Genomic DNA, 20,714 nt, shown 5'->3' with positions numbered 1-20,714 from the left:
GACAGCCAACCGATCTCTCCCAGATGTACATCATTCCTGTGGGAGCTGGCTTGCCAGCGAAGGCGGCCTGACAGCCGACCTGTTTCTTGCTGGATGCACACGATCAAAACTGTAGGAGTGAGCCTGCTCGCGATGGCGGCCGACAGCCAACCGATCTCTCCCAGATGTACATCATTCCTGTGGGAGCTGGCTTGCCAGCGAAGGCGGCCTGACAGCCGACCTGTTTCTTGCTGGATGCACACGATCAAAACTGTAGGAGTGAGCCTGCTCGCGATGGCGGCCGACAGCCAACCGATCTCTCCCAGATGTACATCATTCCTGTGGGAGCTGGCTTGCCAGCGAAGGCGGCCTGACAGCCGACCTGTTTCTTGCTGGATGCACACGATCAAAGCTGTAGGAGCGAGCCTGCTCGCGATGGCGGCCTGTCAGCGCAATTAATGTTTGCTGAATGGACGCTTTCGCTGGCAAGCCAGCTCCCACAGGGTTTTGCGGTGTTTCAGGAGTTGAGTACACCGCTTCCTCAGCCCCCCCGACAGTACCTACAACTGATAACTGAAACTGATGCTGTACCGCGGCTTGCGATTGAACGTGTCCAACGCTTCATCCGACATGGCCTTCGCCACTTCCAGCGCGACGTTGTAGTACTTGGCATCGCCGAACCTCAGGCCGACGGCGGTTGAGGACAGGTTGTTGGCCTGCACCGGCAGTTGGTTGAACCAGCTGCGCGAGCGGTCGAGCACCACGTAGGGTTGCAGGATGCGCAGCCAATTGCCGTCGCGGTTGAAACTGTAGTTGACCTCGTAGGCCACGCCCCAACCCTTGTCGCCCGAAGCCTGGTCGTCCGGGTAGCCGCGGCCGAAGTTTTGCCCGCCGAACACCGCTCGTTCGCTGTCCGGCAAGGTGTCGTCGCTCCAGTACAACGCTGCTGACAACACGCCTTGCCAGTTGTCGAGGAACTTGTCGCTCTGCACGCCGGACAGGCGCACGCGGAAGAAATCGAGGTCGATGTCGTCGTAGTTGGTGTGCGCGCCGAGGCTGTCGAAGCCCTGGTACACGCCAGCGCTGAGGATGCGCAACTGCCGGGCGTCAGCCTTGCGCCAGTCGCCTTCGAAGGCCAGGGCGCGGACGTCGGTGCGCAACTCGGTGCTGAAGGGAAAGTTGATGCCGTCGTAGCGTGTCTTGTCATCAACCGCATACAGGCGTGAGCCGGCGGTCAGCAGTTCGTTGGCCGAGGCGATCAGGGGCGTGCTGAAGCCGATCGAGTAGCGATCGTTTTCGCGGTGGGTACTCAGGCGTCCGCCACCGCCCACCAGCACTTCGGTGTCGGGATCGGCGCGGTAACGTGAGGCCGAGACGTTGAGTTGCGTGCCCTCGGCGTCGAGGAATTGGCTGTAGTCGAGACGGTAGTAATGCTCTTTGTCATCTCCCGGCGGGAACAGGCCACTGAGGGTCAGTTGCTCGCCCATTGAAGTCTGCGAATTGCTGCTGATCCCGAGCAAGGCCTGCGGGCCGTTGCGGTTGTCTTCGGTGGTACTCAGGGTGCTGGTGAACGGCTTGCGACTGGCTTGGGCGACCAAAGTGGTGGCGCCGTCGGTGGTGCCCGGTGGCGGCACTTGCGCTTGCAGCGTCACGCCGGGGATGCGGCTCATCAGCGTGGTGTAGCGCTCGAACGTCTTGCGGGTCAGTGGGCGTTCGGCCTGGATTTTCGCCGCGAGTTTATCGAGCAGGCCTTTGACCCGGCCGACATCGCCCTGCATCTGGATATCGCGCACGTAGCCTTCCACCAGCACCACGCGGGCCACGCCTTCGTCGAAGTTCTGTTGTGGCAAAAACGCGTAGGACAACAGGTAGCCGTCCTGCTGATAGCGGCGGGTGATGTTGCGCGTGGCTTCGATCAGGTCGGCGAGGCTGGCCTGGCGACCGATCAGGGGTTTGTAGACTTCGGCCAGTTCATCGAGCGGATAGAGCGTGCCGCCTTCGATCTGCACGGTCTTGAGATTGACCTTGGTTTCCATCAGCAATGGCTGCGCGGAGGTTGCGCCGGGGTCCGGCACTTGCAGCGGCGCCGCACTCGGGCGATAGGCGTCGGCGGGCAGGTTGGGAACGGGCAGGTTGCGGGTGGTTTCGTTGCTGTTGAGGAAGCTGGGCAAGGTGTCGGCGAGGGCAGCGGAACTGAGGCTCAGGCACAGCAGGGATGCCAGTACGCGCATAGGACACTCCATGGTCAGGGCACAGCATTGGGCTGACTTTTCCTAAGAAAAAAGGCGGAAGACTCGTGGGAATCTTCCGCCCTCAACCAAGCGTAGGCGCTGTAGGTAAGGCCGTCGAATCGGCCAGGTGCAATTTAGCGTTGAGTTCCACCCAGCGCGCCGGTCAGGCCGCCGAGCACACCGCCCAGACCGCCGGTTGTACCGCCAGTGGCAGTGCCGCTGTTGACCAGGCCACCGACCGCCGCCACGGTGCCCCCGACGTTCGTGACCAGACCGCCCACCGCAGTGGTGACCGGGTTGTTCGTGGCGGCAATGGCGCCGCCGAGGCTGCTGACCGCTCCGCCCACTTGACCGGTGAGGCCTGCGACGGGCGTGCCGAGACCGGTCGCGGCGCCGACTTGTTGCGTCACGGTTGTCACTGCGCTGGTCACCGGATTCAGGCCGGCACCGAGAGCGGTGCCCACGGTAGCCAATGGCGAAGTGGTTGCAGTGATCGGCGTACCCGAGCCGCCGAGTACGGTGTTGAGGGAGGCGATGGTGTTGCCCAGGCCGCCAGCGGTGACGCCGCCGGCACTGACCACGCCGCTGGTGCTGCCGGCATTCAGGCCGCTGCCGACGTTGACCACCGCGCCGCCGACGGTTTGCAGCAGGCCGGTGCCACCGAGACCGCCGCCAATTCCGCCAGTGCCGGAGCCAGTGCCGTTGGACACCAGACCGCCCGCTTTGCCGACCGCGGTGCCGGTATTGGCCAGCGCGCCGCCGAGGGTGTTGGTCAGGGCATTGCCGTTGCCGGCCAGGGTGACCTTGCCGCCGAGGCCGTTCACGGTGCCGCCGACTTTCGACATCACCCCTTTGAGCGGATCACCCAGGCCTGTGGCATCGCCGAGTTTGTCGGTGGTGCTTTCGACCATGGCAATCACCGGCACCAGACCGCTGCCGACCTTGTTGGTCAACTGGCTGGTCGGGCCGTTGCTGAGGGTGGTGTTGAGGGTATCGCCAAGCATGGTGACTTTGACGCCGACACCATCGAGTACCGGCGCGACTCTGGTGACGACGCCACCGACCACCGGAACGCTGCCGGTAGCCGTCGCCAGCTTGCCGCTGAGGTCGGACACGCCGTCGCCGACATCCGAAACCACGCCGCCGACCGAAGCCACGGTAGTGGTCAGGCCTTTAGGGTCTGTGGCCAGTTTGCCGATGCCGTTGGTGACGCCATCGCCGAGTGTGCTGACGACGTTACCCGCTGTGTTGGCCGCGCTTTGTACAACGCCGCCCACCACCGGGACAGTGCTCAGGGAGTCACCAATCTGGCCGACGCCATCACCGACACCGCTGACGGTTTTGCCGACGTCCTGCACCAGCGTGGTGGTGACCAGCGAAGGGGCGGTCGGGTTGGTTGGATCGGTCGGGTCTGTCGGGTTGGTTGGATTGGTGGGATCGGTGCCGCCGCCAGTACCGCCGCCAGTGCCCCCGGTTCCGCCGGTTCCGCCGGTGCCGGCGGTGCCACCGCCAGTTCCTCCCGTGCCCCCGGTTCCGCCAGTGCCTGCGGTATCACCCCCTGTTGTTCCACCGGAACCATCGGTACCACCAGTACCTCCGGTGCCCGCCGTGCCGTCGGCAGTCGAGCTGCCCGAACTGCTGCGATGGCCGCCACCGCCGCTGCTGCAGCCGGCGAGGCCGACAGAAAGAATCAAGGCCAGAGCGATTGCTGATTTGGACCACATCACTTGAGTTTTCATGATTGAGATTCCTGCACCTGTCACAACGTTACGTTGCCTTCGATGGCCCGCCGATCTGTCGTCGGCGATGCCTCGTCCGTGGCTGTAATCTCAGGCGATGGCAGGTTTTGCACCATTCTCAAGTTGGTATTAACCCGTTTATATAGAGGGCCCGGCGCAATGCCGAAGGACTAATGCCCAAGTGATAAACGGGCAAAAAAAAGCCTTGAAATTCAAGGCTCGGGGTTTTGCAAAAGCGCGGGCAGGTCGAGGAAAAACTTAAGTGATATATACACAATTAACGGGTTTCTATGGCCTCGAAAGTTCAGGCGATCGGTTGCCACTGACCGACCATATGCTCCAGGTCGCCGACGCCGATCAAACGCAACTCGCCGCTGGACCCCGCCGCGCTGGCCAGCAATGTCACTTCGCTGGGCAGTCGCACCGGTTTGCGAAAGTGCACAGCGATCTCCAGATTGGCTTTGGGCAGATGATCGGCGAGTGCCGCGACGGTACGCGCTTTGTTCCACAAGCCATGGGCGATCGCGGTGGGAAAGCCGAACAGCTTTGCGCTCGCGGCACTCAGGTGGATCGGGTTGTAGTCGCCGGACACTTTTGCATATTGACGACCGATGTCTGTCGGCGCGGCCCAGTGCGCCACGTCCAACAGATCCTGCGACGGCTCCCAGTCCTGGGCAGGCGCCTCGGCCTCAAGTTTCACACCGCGACAGAGCATACGGCTGTCTGCTTCCCATAACGGCCCGAGCTGATCGTCCAGCGTAGTCAGCAGATCGAACGTCGCCCCTTTGGGATGTGGCTGCAGGTTGTGCACAAGCACGCTGACTTGCGCGCGACTGATGCCGCCCATGGGCCGCAACACGCGGATACGGTTGCTCAGGTGAATCAGCCCAAGCAGCGGAAAGGGAAAGTCGTTGGCCGTGAGCAATTGCATCTGCAACGCGAAGGCGAGGACATGCGGATAGGTCGGCGGCAGCAGGCCGTCATCGGCGAAGCCGCAGACCTTGCGATACGCCGTCAGCCGTGTAGCGTCGATATCGACCCAGCAACGCAAGCCGCTGTCGGGCAACTGCGTGCCAGTGATCTTGCGGCGTGTCGCGGCCCGTGTGTACAACCCCGGCAGACTCGGTTCGCGGTCCAGCGTGTGCCATTGAATACTCATGCCTAAGCCCCCAGCACGCTTTGTCCACATACCCGCAACGCTTGCCCGGTGAATGCGCCGCTGCCCGGTTGAGCCAGCCAGGCCACCGCTTCGGCGACGTCTTGCGGCAAGCCGCCCTGGCCCAGCGAACTCATGCGCCGCCCGGCCTCGCGCAGGCCGAACGGAATGTGCGCGGTCATTTGCGTTTCGATGAAGCCCGGGGCCACGGCGTTGATGCTGATGCCGCGCTCCAGCAAGGTCGGCGCCCACGCCTGGGCCAGGCCGATCAAACCGGCCTTGCTTGCGGCGTAGTTGGTCTGCCCGCGGTTGCCGGCGATGCCACTGATCGAGGCCAGCAGGATGACCCGCGCGTTGTCGCGCAAGGTACCGCTGTCGAGCAGGGCCTTGGTCAGCACTTGCGGGGCGTTGAGATTGACGGCCAGCACCGCGTCCCAGAATTCCGGGGTCATGTTGGCCAGGGTTTTGTCACGGGTGATGCCGGCGTTGTGCACCAGAATGTCGAGCCCGTCGGGCAGCTGTTCGATCAACTGCGTGGCGGCGTCATCGGCGCAGATATCGAGGGTGATCGCGCGGCCACCGAGGCGCGCAGCCAAGGCTTCGAGGTCAGACTTGGCGGGCGGCACGTCGAGCAGAATGACGTCGGCACCATCGCGCGCCAGGGTTTCGGCAATCGACGCGCCGATCCCGCGCGCAGCGCCTGTGACCAGCGCCTTGCGCCCGGCCAGCGGTCGGGTCCAGTCGCTCACTTGGGTGGCGCAGGCGCTCAGGCGAATCACCTGCCCGGAGACGAATGCGCTTTTCGGCGAGAGGAAAAACCGCAGCGGGCCTTCCAGTTGGTCCTCGGCCCCGTCGCCGACATAAATCAGCTGCAATGTGGCGCCGCTACGCAGTTCCTTGGCCAGCGAACGCGAGAAGCCTTCGAGCGCTCGTTGCGCACTGGCGGCGAACGGATCGCGTAGAGTTTCCGGCGCGCGGCCGAGAATCAGCAGATGCGCGCTGTGCTCCAGATTCTTCATCAGCGGCTGGAAAAATTCACGCAACTGCTTGAGCTGATCGGTGTGCTGCAAGTCGCTGGCATCGAACACCACCGCCTTTAGCTTCGGGCCGTGGCCGGGAATCCACGCTGTCGCCATCGACGGTTCGGTGCCATAGCTGTAGATCGCATCGGTCAGCCGGCTGGCCAGCGCGCTGACCCGCTCGGCCAGCGGCCCGCCACCAATCAGCAGGGCGCCTTCAATCGGCCGCAGGCGCCCGGCCTGCCAGCGCTCCAGCCGCACCGGCGACGGCAGGCCCAGGGCCCCGACCAGACGATGGCCGAAGGATGAGTTGGCGAAGTCGATATAGCGGTCAGACATGGAACGCGCTCCAGAGGTTGGGGTTCAAAGTGTGGACTGCCCACGGCAATCAATCGTTCGATCGGTGCAATAAGGCCTACGCTGGATTAGCAGAGTAGTTTGGCTGCGGCAGTTTTGTTGCCAGACACAAATTCAGAAACAACGCCGGTCCCCCTGTAGGCCTTCGCCTGCTCGCGATAGCGGTAGGTCAGATACATGGTAGTTGCCTGATAAACCGCTATCGCGAGCAGGCGAAGGCCTACAGGGGTTGTTTGTGAACCCGCAAATCTCACAGGAGTTATCCATGACCCAGCTGCGCCGCGTCGCGATCATCGGCGGTAACCGCATCCCTTTCGCCCGTTCCAACGGACCTTACGCCACGGCGAGCAATCAGGCGATGCTCACCGCCGCGCTCGAAGGGCTGATCGAACGCTACAACCTGCATGGCCAGCGCATCGGTGAAGTGGTGACGGGGGCGGTGCTTAAATTGTCACGGGATATGAACCTGACCCGCGAATGCGTACTCGGCTCGCGCCTGTCTCCGGCCACGCCGGCCTACGACATCCAGCAAGCCTGCGGCACTGGCCTGGAAGCGGCGTTACTGGTGGCCAACAAGATCGCCCTCGGCCAGATCGACTGCGGCATTGCCGGCGGCGTCGACACCACCTCGGATGCGCCGATCAGCGTCAGCGAAGGCTTGCGCAAAATCCTTCTGCAAGCCAACAACGCCAAAAGTACGGGCGCCAAGCTGAAAACATTTTTGCAATTGCGGCCCCGGCACCTGATCCCTGACTTTCCGCGTATCGGCGAACCGCGCACGGGCCTGTCGATGGGGCAGCACTGTGAATTGATGGCGCAGACCTGGAATATCCCCAGGGAAGAACAGGATCAGCTGGCTTTCGAAAGCCACCACAAACTCGCCGCGTCTTACAGCGAGGGCTGGCACAACGATCTGATGACACCGTTCCTGGGCCTGACCCGCGACAACAATCTGCGCCCGGACCTGACTCTGGAAAAGCTCGCCACGCTGAAACCTGCGTTCGAGAAAAGCGCCAGGGGCACGCTGACGGCGGGCAACTCCACGCCGCTCACCGATGGTGCTTCCGTGGTGTTGCTGGGCAGTGAAGAGTGGGCCAGAGAGCGTGGCCTGCCGATCCTGGCTTATCTGCGTGACGGCGAGGCGGCAGCGGTGGACTTCGTCAACGGCGCTGAAGGCTTGCTCATGGCGCCGGTTTACGCCGTGCCACGCTTGCTGGCGCGCAATGGCCTGACCCTGCAGGACTTCGATTACTACGAGATTCACGAAGCGTTCGCTGCGCAGGTGTTGTGCACGCTGAAAGCCTGGGAGGATCCGGAATACTGCAAAACCCGTCTGGGCCTCGACGCGCCGCTGGGTTCGATTGACCGAAGCAGGCTTAACGTGAAGGGCAGTTCGCTGGCGGCGGGGCATCCCTTTGCCGCAACGGGCGGGCGGATTGTCGCTAATCTGGCGAAACTGCTGGATGCGGCTGGCCAGGGGCGGGGGTTGATCTCGATCTGTGCGGCGGGCGGGCAGGGCGTCACCGCCATCATCGAACGTTAAGCACTATCCCCTGTAGGCCTTCGCCTGCTCGCGATAGCGGTATGTCATGCGATGAACTTTTCAACTGATACACCGCTATCGCGAGCAGGCGAAGGCCTACAGGGGGACCGTGGCATGTCAGATTCTGTCGCAAATGCCCTTGCCGGCCGATACCAATCAATGTCACGGTCTCGGCTATGATTCGTATCGGTCGCTGCGGCTTGACCGCGTTTGATCCGGCACAGTGTGTGCATCCTCATGGTTCACAGGTCGGCAACCCCTCCCCGTCGGGCGAGGATTGCCGTATAACGAGTGACATTCGCGTGTTTGGTAATAAAGGACCCACAATAAAAGCTGATGAAGACTCCAAAACGCATTGAACCCCTGATCGAGGACGGTCTGGTCGACGAAGTGCTGCGCCCACTGATGAGTGGTAAAGAAGCAGCTGTTTATGTAGTGCGCTGCGGCAATCAGTTACGTTGCGCCAAGGTCTACAAGGAGGCGAATAAACGCAGTTTCCGCCAGGCGGCCGAGTATCAGGAAGGCCGCAAGGTTCGCAACAGCCGCCAGGCCCGGGCCATGGCGAAGGGTTCGAAGTTCGGTCGCAAAGAGACCGAAGATGCCTGGCAGAACGCCGAAGTGGCGGCGCTGTTCCGTCTGGCCGGTGCCGGTGTGCGAGTGCCCAAACCGTACGACTTCCTCGACGGCGTGCTGTTGATGGAGCTGGTGGCTGACGAATACGGCGACGCCGCCCCGCGTCTGAACGACGTGGTGCTGGAACCGGATCAGGCGCGCGAGTATCACGCCTTCCTGATTTCGCAGATCGTGCTGATGTTGTGTACCGGTCTGGTGCACGGTGACCTCTCCGAGTTCAACGTGCTGCTGACACCCACCGGCCCGGTCATCATCGACCTGCCGCAAGCGGTCGACGCGGCGGGCAACAACCACGCGTTCAGCATGCTCGAGCGTGACGTCGGCAACATGGCTGCGTACTTCGGGCGTTTCGCGCCGGAGTTGAAGACGACCAAGTACGCCAAGGAAATGTGGGCGTTGTACGAAGCCGGCACCTTGCACCCGAACAGTGTGCTGACTGGTGAGTTCGACGAGCCGGACGACCTGGCCGATGTCGGCGGGGTGCTCCGCGAAATCGAAGCGGCGCGTCTCGACGAGGAACGCAAGCAGGCCATTCGCGCGGCGGATGATGCGCCGAAAGGCAAGTCCGACGAACCGCCTCCACCACCGTGGATGCAGTGATTGTTTGACGGGAAACCCGGCTTCGGCCGGGTTTTTTGTACCTGCGCCATTGGTTAACACCACCGATCCTTGTAGGCCTTCGCCTGCTCGCGATAGCGGTGGATCAATCAACACTGTATTAGCTGATACACCGCTATCGCGAGCAGGCGAAGGCCTACAGGGGTTTGTGGTGTTGCTGAAAGTTGTATGGGAATCTGACCGACCTTCGCACACTCAAGGACTGAATGTGACCACCTCGCGCAACACCCACCTGATCGTCAGTGCCCGGCTGATCTCCGATTTTGGCGCGTTCCTCAACATGGTCGCGCTCGCCACCTATGTCTACCTGCTGAGCAACAGCGCCATGAGCGTCGGCATTTTCCTCGCCAGTCGTGTCGGGGGCGGAATCTTGGCCAGCCTGATCAGCACGTGGTTTTACCGACGCTGGCAGGGTCGCGCGCCGCTGATTGCTTTCGACCTATTGCGCGCTGCCCTGCTGGGGATGCTCTTGATCGTACCGGCCAGTCAGCAGGCATGGCTGTTGCCGTTCATTGCCTTTGGCCTCGGCCTGGGCAATTCGATGTTCGCCATCGGCCTGAACAGTCAGCTACCACGTTTGATCCCCGAGCAGGAGTTGCTCAAGGCCAACGCCTGGATCACCTCGGCCTCATCCGCAGCGATGGTCGGCGGCAGTCTGGTGTCGGGGTTGCTGGTGGCGGGGTTTGGGTTCGAGACGGTGTTCGCCCTCAATGCCCTGACCTATTTGCTGGCAGCGTTGCTGATCGTGCCGCTGCGCTTTGAAAAGCCGATGGTCAGCGACGCCGCCGAGCGCGGTGAATGGACGGCCCTCAAGCAGGGGCTGCGCAGTGCCCCGGTAGTCGCTGCCATGCTTGCAGTGACGATGGCCGATACATTGGGCAGCGCCGCGCACAACGTTGGTTTTCCGATCATTTCGAAGCTGCTTACCCCGGACGCGGCCAGTACCACATTGGGCCTGGCGCTCGCCGTGTGGGCCAGCGGCAAACTGCTCGGCGCGCGCATCGCCAGTCGCCTGAAAGGCTCGGACAACCGCCATCTCGAACGACGGTTTTTCTGCGGCGTGGCGCTGATGTCGTGCGGTTTCATTCTGATGTTTCAGCAACATAGCCTCTACGGTCTGTTGCTGTTTGCCTTGCCGGCGGGGCTGGGCGACGGCATTTCCGAAGTGAGCCTACTGTCTCGTCTGCAACGCGAACCGGCGGCCCTGCGCCTGCCGATTTTCAGCGTTCTGACCCTGCTGCAAATGACCGGTTTCGGCATCGGCATGCTGATTGCCGCGCCGTTCCATGCGTGGTGGACGCCGGGGGCCGTGGTCATGTTGTTCCATGGCATTCCCCTCGGCACCCTCTGTGCGCTGAAGGCGCTGGCGCTCAGGCGCGAGCGGGTTGCGCCCAACAGCCCGACGCCAGTTCCTTGAGGATCGGGCAGTCCGGGCGGTGGTCGCCGCTGCAATGCTCGACCAGATCCTGCAAGGTATCGCGCAGCTCGCCGAGTTCGCGGATCTTCTGGTTCAGCTCGTCAATGTGCTGCCGCGCCAGGGCTTTCACATCGGCGCTGGCACGCTGGCGATCCTGCCACAGGGTCAGCAGCTTGCCGACCTCCTCAAGGGAAAAGCCCAAGTCCCGCGAGCGCTTGATGAACGCCAGCGTGTGCAGGTCATCAGCGCCGTAGACCCGGTAACCGCTGTCAGTGCGACTCGCTGCCTTGAGCAACCCGATCGACTCGTAGTAACGGATCATTTTTGCGCTCAGGCCACTGTGCTTGGCTGCTTGGCCGATGTTCATCGGTGCTCCTCCAGGTCTTTGGGTTTCCAGGTTTTCAACAGTAGCGCGTTGCTCACCACACTGACGCTCGACAGCGCCATGGCCGCGCCGGCCAGCACCGGGTTGAGCAAACCAAACGCCGCCAGCGGAATGCCGATCAGGTTGTAGACGAAGGCCCAGAACAGGTTCTGGCGGATCTTCGCATAGGTCTTGCGGCTGATCTCCAGTGCCGCCGGCACCAGACGTGGATCGCCGCGCATCAGGGTGATGCCGGCCGCGTGCATGGCGACATCGGTGCCGCCGCCCATGGCGATACCGATGTCGGCCGCTGCGAGTGCCGGTGCGTCGTTGATGCCGTCGCCGACCATGGCAACCACGCCGGTTTTCTTCAGCTCGGCGACGGTTGCGGCTTTGTCGGCTGGCAGCACTTCGGCGTGGACATTGCTGATGCCCAAGGCTTCGGCCACCACACGTGAGCTGCCGCGGTTGTCGCCGGTCAGCAGGTGGCTGTGGATATTCCGTGCGGCGAGTTGTTGCACCGCTTGCAGTGCGCCGGGTTTGAGCGTGTCACCGAAGGCAAACAGGCCCAGCACTTTCGGGTCCGGACGTTGTTCGATCAGCCAGGACAGCGTGCGGCCTTCGTGTTCCCAGGCCTCGGCTGATTCGCTCAAGCAACCCGCACTCAAACCGCTTTCGTCGAGCATCCGGCGATTGCCCAGCGCCAGACGCCGGCCAGCAAGATCGCCGGCGATACCGCGACCGGTCAGCGACTGGCTGTCGCTGACATCCGGCACCTTCAAGCCGCGTTCGGCTGCGGCGTCCAGCACCGCTTTGGCCAGCGGGTGCTCGCTGCCACGTTGCAGGGCGCCGGCGAGAATCAGCAAATCGTCTTCGTCACCATCGACCGCCGTGAGGTGGGCGATACGCGGTGTCCCCGACGTCAGCGTGCCGGTCTTGTCGAACACCACACTGCTGACTTCATGGGCGCGCTCCAGCGCTTCGGCGTCCTTGATCAGAATGCCGTGGCGTGCGGCAACGCCCGTGCCGGCCATGATCGCCGTCGGGGTGGCGAGACCGAGGGCGCAGGGGCAAGCAATGACCAAAACGGCAACGGCGTTGATCAGCGCCGTTTCCAGCGGCGCGCCATACAGCCACCAGCCGAATAGCGTTGCAAGGGCCAGCAGCAAGACCGTCGGTACGAAGATCTGGCTGACTTTATCCACCAGTTTCTGGATGGGGGCTTTCGCTGCCTGGGCGTCTTCCACCAGACGAATGATGCGCGCCAGAACGGTTTCTGCGCCCAGCGCCTGAGTGCGCACGAGCAAGCGGCCTTCGCCATTGATGGCGCCGCCGGTGACCTTGTCGCCGGGTTGTTTCGGCACTGGCAGGCTCTCGCCGCTGATCAGTGCTTCGTCGGCGTGGCTCTGGCCGTCGATGACTGCGCCGTCGACCGGGAAGCGCTCACCGGGTTTGACCAGCACCAGATCATTGAGGCGCAGGGCACTGATAGCGACGTCCTGCTCGCGGCCGTCGATCACCTGAATCGCCCGCTCCGGGCGCAATGCTTCCAGCGCGCGGATGGCGCTGGCGGTCTGGCGCTTGGCGCGGCTCTCAAGGTATTTGCCGAGCAACACCAGGGCGATGACCACCGCCGAGGCTTCGAAATACAGATGCGGCATGCGCTCGCCCGCGGTGGCCCATTCGTACAGGCTCAAGCCGTAACCGGCGCTGGTGCCAAGGGCGACGAGCAAGTCCATGTTGCCGGCGCCGGCGCGCACGGCTTTCCACGCCGCCACGTAAAAGCGCGCGCCGAAGATAAACTGCACGGGCGTGGCAAGGGCAAATTGCGCCCAGGCCGGGAGCATCCAATGGATGCCGAACGGTTGCAGCAGCATCGGGGCCACCAGCGGCAGGGCGAGGGCGATCGCGCAGATCAGCGCCCAGCGTTCGCGGTGCAGGCGTTTTTGTTGATCATCCGACTGCGAGCGTTCGGCTTGCCAGACGCTGGCGGAATAACCGGCCTTGCTCACCGCATCGAGCAGGGTTTGCGCATCGACCTGACCGAGCAATTGGAGATGGGCGCGTTCATTGGCCAGATTGACGCTGACGCTGTTCACACCGGGGACTTTTTTCAGGGCGCGTTCGACGCGACCGACGCAGGATGCGCAGGTCATGCCGTCGATACTCAGTTCAAGGGTTTGCCGAGGCACGCTGTAACCGGCGCGCTCCACCGCTTGCATCAGCGCCGGCAGGCTGTCGCCGGGCGCCTGTACCCGCGCCTGTTCGGTGGCGAGGTTGACGCTGACGGCGCTGGCGCCGTTGACTTTGCTCAAGGCCCGCTCGACGCGCCCGGCACAACTGGCGCAGGTCATGCCGGCAATCGGCAGATCGAAAGTGATGGATTCGGACATCGGTCACGCTCCCTGTAGAAATTGCCTACAGGATCAACCTTGCCACGCGGGCAAGGTCAAGCGCCAATTTTCGGTCAGATCGTTCCCACGCAGAGCGTGGGAACGATCTGAACCTCAATAACCGAGATCGGCTCGTTTCAGGTAAACACCTTCAGCATTCATCGCCAACCGGTACTTCAGCACATCACCGGCATGCAGTACGACTTCCTGCGAGCCCGGCGCCAGCATTCCGGGATTGCACCCCGGTGCCTGGCCCGGCAATAGTTTCAAGCGCAGCGAAACCTTGCCCGGCGGCAAATTGAACGAGGTGCTCTGCTCCTGAAACAGGCGTGCCGAGAGCTGGTCCTGAATGTACACGCCGATCTCGCACGACGTCGCCACTTCCAGGCGCTCGCGGGAAATGATCAGCACCGCGTAATCCTCACCGGCGGCTTGCACCTGGGGGACGGCGGCGAAAAGGCTGAGCAAGCCAAACAGGCTCAAAGCTGACCAGCGCATGGCTGAATCTCCTGAATTCGAGTCATTGATGTACGCAGCTTGGCCGAGCGCGGCGCCGATTGCCAGCCCGGCAGTTTTGCGCAGAACTTGACCTTGCCATCGTGGCAAGCTCGACACTGCCGGCAACCTCACTCAAAGGAGTCTTTCCATGCAAGTGTTCAACGTTCAAGGCATGTCCTGCGGCCACTGCGTCAGAGCCATTACCGAGGCGGTGCAGGCGATGGATCCGGCGGCCAGTGTGCGCGTCGATCTGTCAGCAAAAGAGGTCGGCGTCGAAAGTGCGCTCAGTGCCGATCAGGTCATCGAAGCGATTCGCGAAGAAGGGTATGAGGTCAAACTCGCCTGATATCGATCAAACCCTGTGGTGAGGGAGCAAGCTCCCTTGTCACAGGTAAGCTGTGCTTTTTGATCGTTAGCGAGCTATCGGAATGTTCAAGGCGTCCGGGCGCAGCTAGACTGTCGGGCTGCGACTTGCCCATCTGGATGCCTGATGAACTTCCGTACGATTCTGATACTCGGCGTCTTGAGCGCCTTCGGTCCCTTGGCGATCGACTTCTACTTACCCGCATTTCCGGCCATGGCGCTGGCGTTCGGTACTGATGAGCAGCATGTTCAGCTGACGCTGGCGGCGTATTTCCTCGGCCTGTCGCTGGGCCAACTGGCCTACGGTCCGATCGCAGACCGGTTCGGTCGGCGCATTCCGCTGCTCAGCGGCGTCGGCCTGTTCACCCTGGCGTCGCTGGCCTGCGCCTACGCGCCCAATCTCGAATGGCTGATCGGCGCGCGCTTCGTCCAGGCACTGGGCGGCTGCGCAGGTATGGTGATCTCCCGGGCCGTGGTCAGTGACAAGTGCGATGCGGTGGGCTCGGCCAAGGTCTTTTCGCAGCTGATGCTGGTGATGGGCCTGGCACCGATTCTGGCGCCGATGCTTGGCGGCCTGTTGGTCAACACCACGGGCTGGCAGTCGATCTTCCTGGTCTTGACCGGGTTCAGTGCCCTGGCGGGGCTGGCGGTAGCGCTCGGTCTGCCGGAAAGCATGCCGGCGCACATGCCGCGCCAGCCCTTGTCCGGTGCGCTTCGTCAGTACACGCGACTGGTCAAGGATTCGGTTTATCTGGGCCACGCCCTGACCGGCGGCATCGCCATCGCCGGGATGTTTGCCTACATCGCCGGTTCACCGTTTGTCTTCATCAAGCTGTACGGCGTACCGGCCGAGCATTTCGGCTGGCTGTTCGGCACCAACGCGGCGGGTTTCATTCTGGTCGCGCAAGTCAACGCACGCCTGCTGGCCAAACGTGGCCCGGCGTTTTTGCTGGTGCGTGCAGTGTGGGTGTATTTCCTTGCGGGGCTGACGTTGCTGGCGGTCAGCGCGATGCATCCTGATGCCTTGTGGCCGTTGCTGATTCCGTTGTTTATCTGCATCGCCAGCCTCGGCTGCATCATCCCCAACGCCTCGGCGTGCGCGATGAACGGCCAGGGCGCGCGCGCCGGCAGCGCGTCGGCAATGCTCGGTTGCCTGCAATTCAGCATCGCCGCCGGTGCAGCAGCATTGGTGGGGGTGTTGCACGACGGCAGCGCGGTGCCGATGGCCGTGGTCATCAGCCTGTGCGGTTTGCTGGTAGTGAGCGTCGCGCTGCTCACTCGACGTCTGCAAAATGCCCGGGCACTGGCACAGGCCCAGGTTTGAACGCTTCAGCCAGCAGCGCGCTGCTGGCTGTGTTCGGGGATTCGATGGGGTGCGCAGAGTCGCGCTTCGAGGGTGCGAGTGAAGGCCAAAGCCTCGGCTTCACTGCGAAAGGTCACGACGTGCTGGTCCAGGCGAACCTGCCATTGAGACTTTGCCACTTCTTTTATCAGGATCTTCATTGCTGACCTCCCTTGCGTAAAAGATGTATCGCAGAGGCTTCGATTGTAGACCTCAATACGCGCGCAATTGTGACAAGGGTCAGGCAACTGACTGACGGCAAAAAACCTCGCAGCCGCTCTGGCAGAGCAGCGACTGCGAGGTTTTGTGTTTTCAGAAACCTTCTAAAACAATTTTCCCCTTGGCCTTGCCGCTTTCCAGCAGTTCGTGGGCGCGACGCAGGTTGGCCGCATTGATCGTGCCGAAGTGCTCGCCCACGGTGGTCTTCAAGGTGCCGGCATCGATCAGCTCGGCGACGCGGTTGAGCAGCTTGTGCTGTTCGATCATGTCCGGCGTTTCGAACAGCGAGCGGGTGTACATGAACTCCCAGTGCAGCGACAGGCTCTTGCGCTTGAGCAGGCTGATGTCGAACGACTTCGGATCGTCGATCAGCGCCAGTTTGCCTTGCGGCGCGAGGGCTTCGACCAGTTGCGGCAGATGCTGATCGGTCTGGGTCAGGCTGGCGACGTGGGTCACGCTGTCGATGCCGGCGCGTTTCAGTTCTTTGCTCAGCGGCTGGCTGTGATCGATGACCAGGTCGGCGCCCAGTTTGCTGACCCAGTCACGAGTCTGCTCGCGGGAGGCCGTGCCGATCACCTTCAGCCCCGTCAACTGCCTGGCCAATTGGGTAAGAATCGAGCCCACCCCACCCGCTGCGCCGACAATCAGCAGGCGCTGGTTTTCATCGTTGTTGCCCTCACGAATTTGCAGACGCTCAAAGAGCAGCTCCCACGCGGTGATGGCGGTCAGTGGCAGGGCGGCGGCGTCGGCAAAACCGAGGGACTTGGGCATATGGCCGACGATGCGTTCATCGACAACGTGCAATTCACTGTTGCCTCCGGCCCGGGCAATCGAACCGGCATAGAACACCTTGTCGCCGGCCTTGAACAGGGTGACATCGCTGCCCACGGCCTTGACCACACCGGCAACGTCCCAGCCCAGCACCTTCGCCGCGCCGTTTTCCGGGGCCACGTTCTGCCGCACTTTGGTATCGACCGGATTGACCGAGATGGCTTTGACTTCCACCAGCAGGTCGCGCGGGCCGGCGACCGGTTCTGGCAGTTCGATGTCTTGCAGGGCGTTGGTGTCGCTGATGGGCAGCGAGGCGTAATAGGCGATGGCTTTCATGGGTGGCTCCGTACAGGTAATAGAACAAATCAGACAATTGCGCCGTGGCACTTGACCAGGACAGCGGTGGAATTCGATGAGGCCATCATTGGCTATTTCTCTGCAGGATAAAACCGGCTAAAAGAGCAGTCTCTTTCAATATTTTTTTGATAATCGAGGCTGAGGATGCTGCGTTTCGATGATTTGCAGTTGTTTGTCCGTGCGGCGGATCTCGGTAGCCTGTCGGCGGCGGCGCGGGTGATGGACATGTCCGCTGCCGTGGCCAGCGCAGCGTTGAAACGGATCGAACAGCAGCTCGGCGCGCGGTTGCTGGCGCGTTCGACCCGCAGCCTGCGCCTGACGGCCGAGGGCGAGGGCTTTCTCGAATACGCAAGGGCGGCGTTGGGCAATCTCGATGAGGGCCGGCGCTGGCTGGCCAGCGGGCAGGATCAGGTCAGCGGGGTTCTGCAATTGTCGGCACCCTCGGATTTCGGGCGCAACCTGCTGTTGCCCTGGCTCGACGAATTTCAGCGCGAGCACCCGAAACTGACGGTACGCCTGTTACTGGGCGACCGTATCGCCGACCTGTTTCGCCAGCCGGTGGACATCGCCTTGCGCTATGGCGAGCCGGAAGACTCCACGCTGGTGGCCTTGCCCATCGCCGCGCACAACCGCCGGGTGCTGTGTGCTTCACCGGCGTATGTGGCGCGGCATGGCGAACCCCGCCAGCTCGAGCAACTGGCCCAGCACAACTGCCTGCTGTACATGCTCGGCAGCCGCGTTCATGACCACTGGAGTTTCCATGATGGCAAACGCGAAGTCAGTCTGACCGTCAGTGGCGATCGCTTCAGCGATGACGCCGATGTCGTGCGGTTGTGGGCGCTGGCCGGGGCCGGGATCGCCTATAAATCCTGGCTCGACGTGGGCACCGATGTGCTGGCCGGGCGCCTCAAAGTACTGATGCCGGAGCTGCTGTGTGAGCGCGCACCGCTGAATCTGCTGTGCGCCCATCGCGCACAATTGAGTAAGCCGGTGAACCTTTTGCGCGAGATGCTCGCCAGCCGATGCGCTGAACTGAGTAGTCAATTTCCCGCTTTCCTGAAACTTGATCATTAGTCGCAGGTAAATAGAGAAATTTCTGTCAGGAACAATCACCAAGTGCGCAGGCCCCGGCGCAGGACTCGGCGCCTAACCCGCTTATACTAGCGCCCGCCTCATACCAGCACCGACACCCCGTCCCGGATGCCCTCGCACTGCATCGCCAGGACTCAAGTGACGGTTGCGCACCTGCTGCGGGTTCTGTGCCGGAGCAGGTTGCGTCAGCGGCCTGCCTTGCCACGGCCCATGGCGATTTCCGCGTCTTGGCCGCTGACTGATTACCGGCCAAGATGTCTTCGAGCGGTAGACGATACGATTCAACAGGGAGTGAACACATGGAACATGCACCTTGCATCAGCCAGATCGCCACGTTGCTGGCCGACCCCAAGCGCAGCGCAATGATGTGGGCGTTGATGGATGGTTCGGCCCGGCAAACCGAAGAGCTGGCGCTGCTGGCAGGGCTCTCGCCGTCATCAGCCAGTGCGCACTTGGGGCGGCTGTCCGCTGGCGGTCTGTTGAAAGTCGAAATACGCGGTCGAAAACGCTTCTTTCGCCTGGCGGCACCGGAGGTCGGCGCGGCAATCGAGGCACTGGCCAGCGCCACCATCGCCAGCGCCCCGCGCGCGATACCGGCGGCGCTGAAACGCACCGCTGCGATGGTCAAGCCCCAGGCGGCGCCGTCTTCGCTGTTGCGCGCGCGTTTCTGCGACGATCATCTGGGCGGCACACTGGCGGCCGATCTGTATCAGCGCCTGCTCGATGCCGGCTGGATCGAACAGCTCGAACAGCGGGTGGTCGTGACGCACAAGGGTTCGACCCAGTTGGCCAAACGCGGCGTATTCATCCAGGCCCTGGCCCATCGCAATGTGCAGGTCGCGTGCGCGTGCCCGGACTGGAGCGAGCGCCGTCCGCACATGGGCGGTTCACTCGGCGCGGCGTTGTTGCAACTGTTCATGCAGTCCGGCTGGCTGACCTTGCCCAACGATTCCCGCGCCCTGCAACTGACCGCCGCCGGGCAACGGGAAATCCATCGTTTTGCCCGGGAAACCGAGCTGGAAGTGGCGTTATAGAGCGTTGGCGCTGGTCAGGCCGGGGACGGCGTCGTCCACGGCTGCGGGCAGGTCGCATTCAGTACGGCCTCTGAATCACCATCGCGCACACTCGTTCCGGGGATTTTTCCGGAGGGGGACACCGCATGGACACTCAACGCTTCAGCGCAGCTGAAAGACTGGAACGCTTGCCACTGAGCGGTTATCACCGAATCATTTTCATCATCATTGCCCTGGCGTTTTTCTTCGACTCCATGGACCTGGCGATGATGACGTTCCTGCTCGGTTCCATCAAAGCCGAATTCGGACTGAGCAGCGCCGAGGCCGGGTTGCTCGCCAGTTCGAGCTTTTTCGGCATGGTGCTGGGCGCCTCGTTGTCGGGCATGCTGGCCGACCGTTTCGGCCGCAAACCGGTGTTCCAGTGGAGCATCGTGTTGTGGGGCGTGGCCAGTTACCTGTGTTCGACCGCGCAAACGGTCGAGACCCTGACGCTATTCCGCATTCTGCTGGGGATCGGCATGGGCATGGAATTTCCGATTGCCCAGTCGATGCTGTCGGAACTGATCCCGGCCCAGCGGCGTGGGCGCTACATCGCGCTGATGGATGGTTTCTGGCCGCTCGGTTTTGTCGCCGCAGGGGTACTTTCGTATTTTCTGCTGCCGCTGATTGGCTGGCGCGACATCTTCCTGGTCCTGGCAGTGCCGGCGGTGTTTGTGCTGGTGATCCGCTTTTTCATCCCGGAGTCACCGCGCTGGCTGGAACAGGCCGGGCGCGAGGCAGACGCGGATCAGGTACTCAACGGCATTGAGCAACGCGTCCGTGCATCATTGGGCGGTGCGACGCTGCCTGAACCGGTGCGGCTGCCACGCACGGTGACGCCACCGGGCAACTTCTTTTCGGCGCTTCAGCAGATCTGGTCGCCACAGTACCGCCAGCGCACAACGATGATCTGGAGCCTGTGGTTCTTTGCCTTGCTCGGTTTCTACGGATTGACCTCATGGCTCAGTGCGCTGCTGCAGCAATCGGGTTTCGCCGTGACTCAATCGGTGTATTACACCGTGCTGATTTCCCTCGGCGGGATTCCCGGGTTCTTGATGGCGGCGTGGCTGGTCGAGCGCTGGGGGCGCAAACCGGTGTGCATCGTCACGTTGCTTGGCGGCGGGGTGATGGCGTTTCTTTACGGTCAGAGCGCGGTATTCGGTGGCAACGTTGCGCTGCTGATCGGCACCGGATTGCTGATGCAGTTCTTTCTGTTCGGCATGTGGGCGGTGCTCTACACCTATACGCCGGAGTTGTACCCGACGTCAGCACGGGCGACCGGCTCGGGCTTTGCCTCGGCGATCGGGCGTGTCGGCTCGCTGCTTGGGCCGCTGGTGACCGGACTGGTGTTCCCGATAACCGGGCAGGGCGGGGTATTCGCGCTGGGCGCGGCGTGCTTTGCGGTTGCCGCGGGGGTGGTGTGGCTGTTCGGGATGGAGACGCGGGGTAAAACCCTGGAAGAGCTGACTGAAACCGAAGTCACTGGCTGAACACAGTCAAATTGTAGGAGTGAGCCTGCTCGCGATAGCAGTGTGCCAGATATGAGTTCTTCAACTGACACACCGCTATCG

General features: G+C 62.6%; 17 protein-coding genes. 8 read left to right on the top strand and 9 right to left on the bottom strand.

Annotation, left to right across the window (positions count from 1 at the left end; all coding sequences use genetic code 11):
* Nucleotides 1-539: 539 nt before the first annotated feature.
* From HU743_RS26280 to HU743_RS26265, 4 genes are all read right to left on the bottom strand, one after another.
* On the bottom strand, nt 540-2,210 hold the full coding sequence (locus HU743_RS26280; RefSeq protein ID WP_186652217.1) for a ShlB/FhaC/HecB family hemolysin secretion/activation protein: 1,671 nt from the start codon (nt 2,208-2,210) through the stop codon (nt 540-542).
* A 134-nt stretch (nt 2,211-2,344) separates the two neighbouring features.
* The gene (locus HU743_RS26275) at nt 2,345-3,949 is read right to left on the bottom strand and encodes a collagen-like triple helix repeat-containing protein (RefSeq protein ID WP_186652215.1); all 1,605 of its coding nucleotides are present in this window, start codon (nt 3,947-3,949) and stop codon (nt 2,345-2,347) included.
* Nucleotides 3,950-4,253: 304 nt separating this feature from the next.
* Complete coding sequence (locus HU743_RS26270; RefSeq protein WP_186652213.1) at nt 4,254-5,108, bottom strand: MaoC/PaaZ C-terminal domain-containing protein; 855 nt, start codon at nt 5,106-5,108, stop codon at nt 4,254-4,256.
* A 2-nt stretch (nt 5,109-5,110) separates the two neighbouring features.
* On the bottom strand, nt 5,111-6,463 hold the full coding sequence (locus HU743_RS26265; protein ID WP_186652211.1) for a 3-oxoacyl-ACP reductase: 1,353 nt from the start codon (nt 6,461-6,463) through the stop codon (nt 5,111-5,113).
* A 283-nt stretch (nt 6,464-6,746) separates the two neighbouring features.
* Here HU743_RS26265 and HU743_RS26260 point away from each other — a divergent pair, with 283 nt between their 5' ends.
* The 3 genes from HU743_RS26260 (at nt 6,747) to HU743_RS26250 (ending at nt 10,692) form a co-directional block, all read left to right on the top strand.
* Complete coding sequence (locus HU743_RS26260; RefSeq protein ID WP_186652209.1) at nt 6,747-8,024, top strand: acetyl-CoA C-acetyltransferase; 1,278 nt, start codon at nt 6,747-6,749, stop codon at nt 8,022-8,024.
* 336 nt (nt 8,025-8,360) lie between these two features.
* A complete protein-coding gene (locus HU743_RS26255; protein ID WP_186652207.1) occupies nt 8,361-9,257 on the top strand; it encodes a PA4780 family RIO1-like protein kinase in 897 nt (298 codons plus the stop codon).
* Between the two features lie 226 nt (nt 9,258-9,483).
* Complete coding sequence (locus HU743_RS26250) at nt 9,484-10,692, top strand: MFS transporter (protein ID WP_186652205.1); 1,209 nt, start codon at nt 9,484-9,486, stop codon at nt 10,690-10,692.
* On the opposite strand, the gene cueR is transcribed toward HU743_RS26250, so the two are convergent.
* The 3 genes from cueR to HU743_RS26235 all read right to left on the bottom strand — a co-directional run bounded on the left by cueR (nt 10,646) and on the right by HU743_RS26235 (nt 13,947).
* A complete protein-coding gene (gene cueR / locus HU743_RS26245; protein WP_186652203.1) occupies nt 10,646-11,059 on the bottom strand; it encodes a Cu(I)-responsive transcriptional regulator in 414 nt (137 codons plus the stop codon). The genes HU743_RS26250 and cueR overlap by 47 nt on opposite strands.
* The gene (gene cueA / locus HU743_RS26240) at nt 11,056-13,449 is read right to left on the bottom strand and encodes a copper resistance metal-translocating P1-type ATPase CueA (protein WP_186652201.1); all 2,394 of its coding nucleotides are present in this window, start codon (nt 13,447-13,449) and stop codon (nt 11,056-11,058) included. Before cueA ends, cueR begins: the two co-directional genes overlap by 4 nt.
* A gap of 114 nt (nt 13,450-13,563) precedes the next feature.
* Entirely contained in the window at nt 13,564-13,947 is a 384-nt protein-coding gene (locus HU743_RS26235; protein ID WP_186547410.1) for a hypothetical protein, read from the bottom strand.
* A gap of 148 nt (nt 13,948-14,095) precedes the next feature.
* On the opposite strand from HU743_RS26235, the gene HU743_RS26230 reads away from it, so the two are divergent.
* Both HU743_RS26230 and HU743_RS26225 read left to right on the top strand, forming a co-directional pair.
* Nucleotides 14,096-14,293 carry a cation transporter gene (locus tag HU743_RS26230; RefSeq protein ID WP_186652199.1) on the top strand — a complete coding sequence of 66 codons (198 nt, stop codon included), beginning with the start codon at nt 14,096-14,098 and terminating at the stop codon, nt 14,291-14,293.
* Between the two features lie 144 nt (nt 14,294-14,437).
* Complete coding sequence (locus HU743_RS26225) at nt 14,438-15,634, top strand: multidrug effflux MFS transporter (protein WP_186652196.1); 1,197 nt, start codon at nt 14,438-14,440, stop codon at nt 15,632-15,634.
* Between the two features lie 5 nt (nt 15,635-15,639).
* On the opposite strand, the gene HU743_RS26220 is transcribed toward HU743_RS26225, so the two are convergent.
* Together HU743_RS26220 and HU743_RS26215 are read right to left on the bottom strand one after the other, a co-directional pair.
* Complete coding sequence (locus HU743_RS26220) at nt 15,640-15,813, bottom strand: hypothetical protein (protein WP_186547404.1); 174 nt, start codon at nt 15,811-15,813, stop codon at nt 15,640-15,642.
* A 151-nt stretch (nt 15,814-15,964) separates the two neighbouring features.
* Entirely contained in the window at nt 15,965-16,978 is a 1,014-nt protein-coding gene (locus HU743_RS26215) for a zinc-binding alcohol dehydrogenase family protein (RefSeq protein ID WP_186652194.1), read from the bottom strand.
* A 165-nt stretch (nt 16,979-17,143) separates the two neighbouring features.
* Between HU743_RS26215 and HU743_RS26210 the strand changes: the two genes are divergently transcribed.
* The 3 genes from HU743_RS26210 (at nt 17,144) to HU743_RS26200 (ending at nt 20,633) form a co-directional block, all read left to right on the top strand.
* Nucleotides 17,144-18,073, top strand: coding sequence for a LysR family transcriptional regulator (locus HU743_RS26210; protein WP_186632307.1), 930 nt, complete (start codon nt 17,144-17,146; stop codon nt 18,071-18,073).
* A gap of 317 nt (nt 18,074-18,390) precedes the next feature.
* Entirely contained in the window at nt 18,391-19,125 is a 735-nt protein-coding gene (locus HU743_RS26205; protein ID WP_186620588.1) for a helix-turn-helix transcriptional regulator, read from the top strand.
* A 125-nt stretch (nt 19,126-19,250) separates the two neighbouring features.
* Nucleotides 19,251-20,633: an MFS transporter gene (locus HU743_RS26200; RefSeq protein ID WP_186652192.1), complete on the top strand. Its 1,383-nt coding sequence runs from the start codon at nt 19,251-19,253 to the stop codon at nt 20,631-20,633.
* The last annotated feature ends 81 nt before the right edge of the window (nt 20,634-20,714 follow it).

Origin of the sequence: Pseudomonas sp. SWRI99 (assembly GCF_014270125.1) — a bacterium.
GTDB classification, from domain to species: domain Bacteria; phylum Pseudomonadota; class Gammaproteobacteria; order Pseudomonadales; family Pseudomonadaceae; genus Aquipseudomonas; species Aquipseudomonas hamedanensis.
Note: the sequence above shows the minus strand (reverse complement) of the source record. Positions and strands in the feature narration are given on the sequence as shown.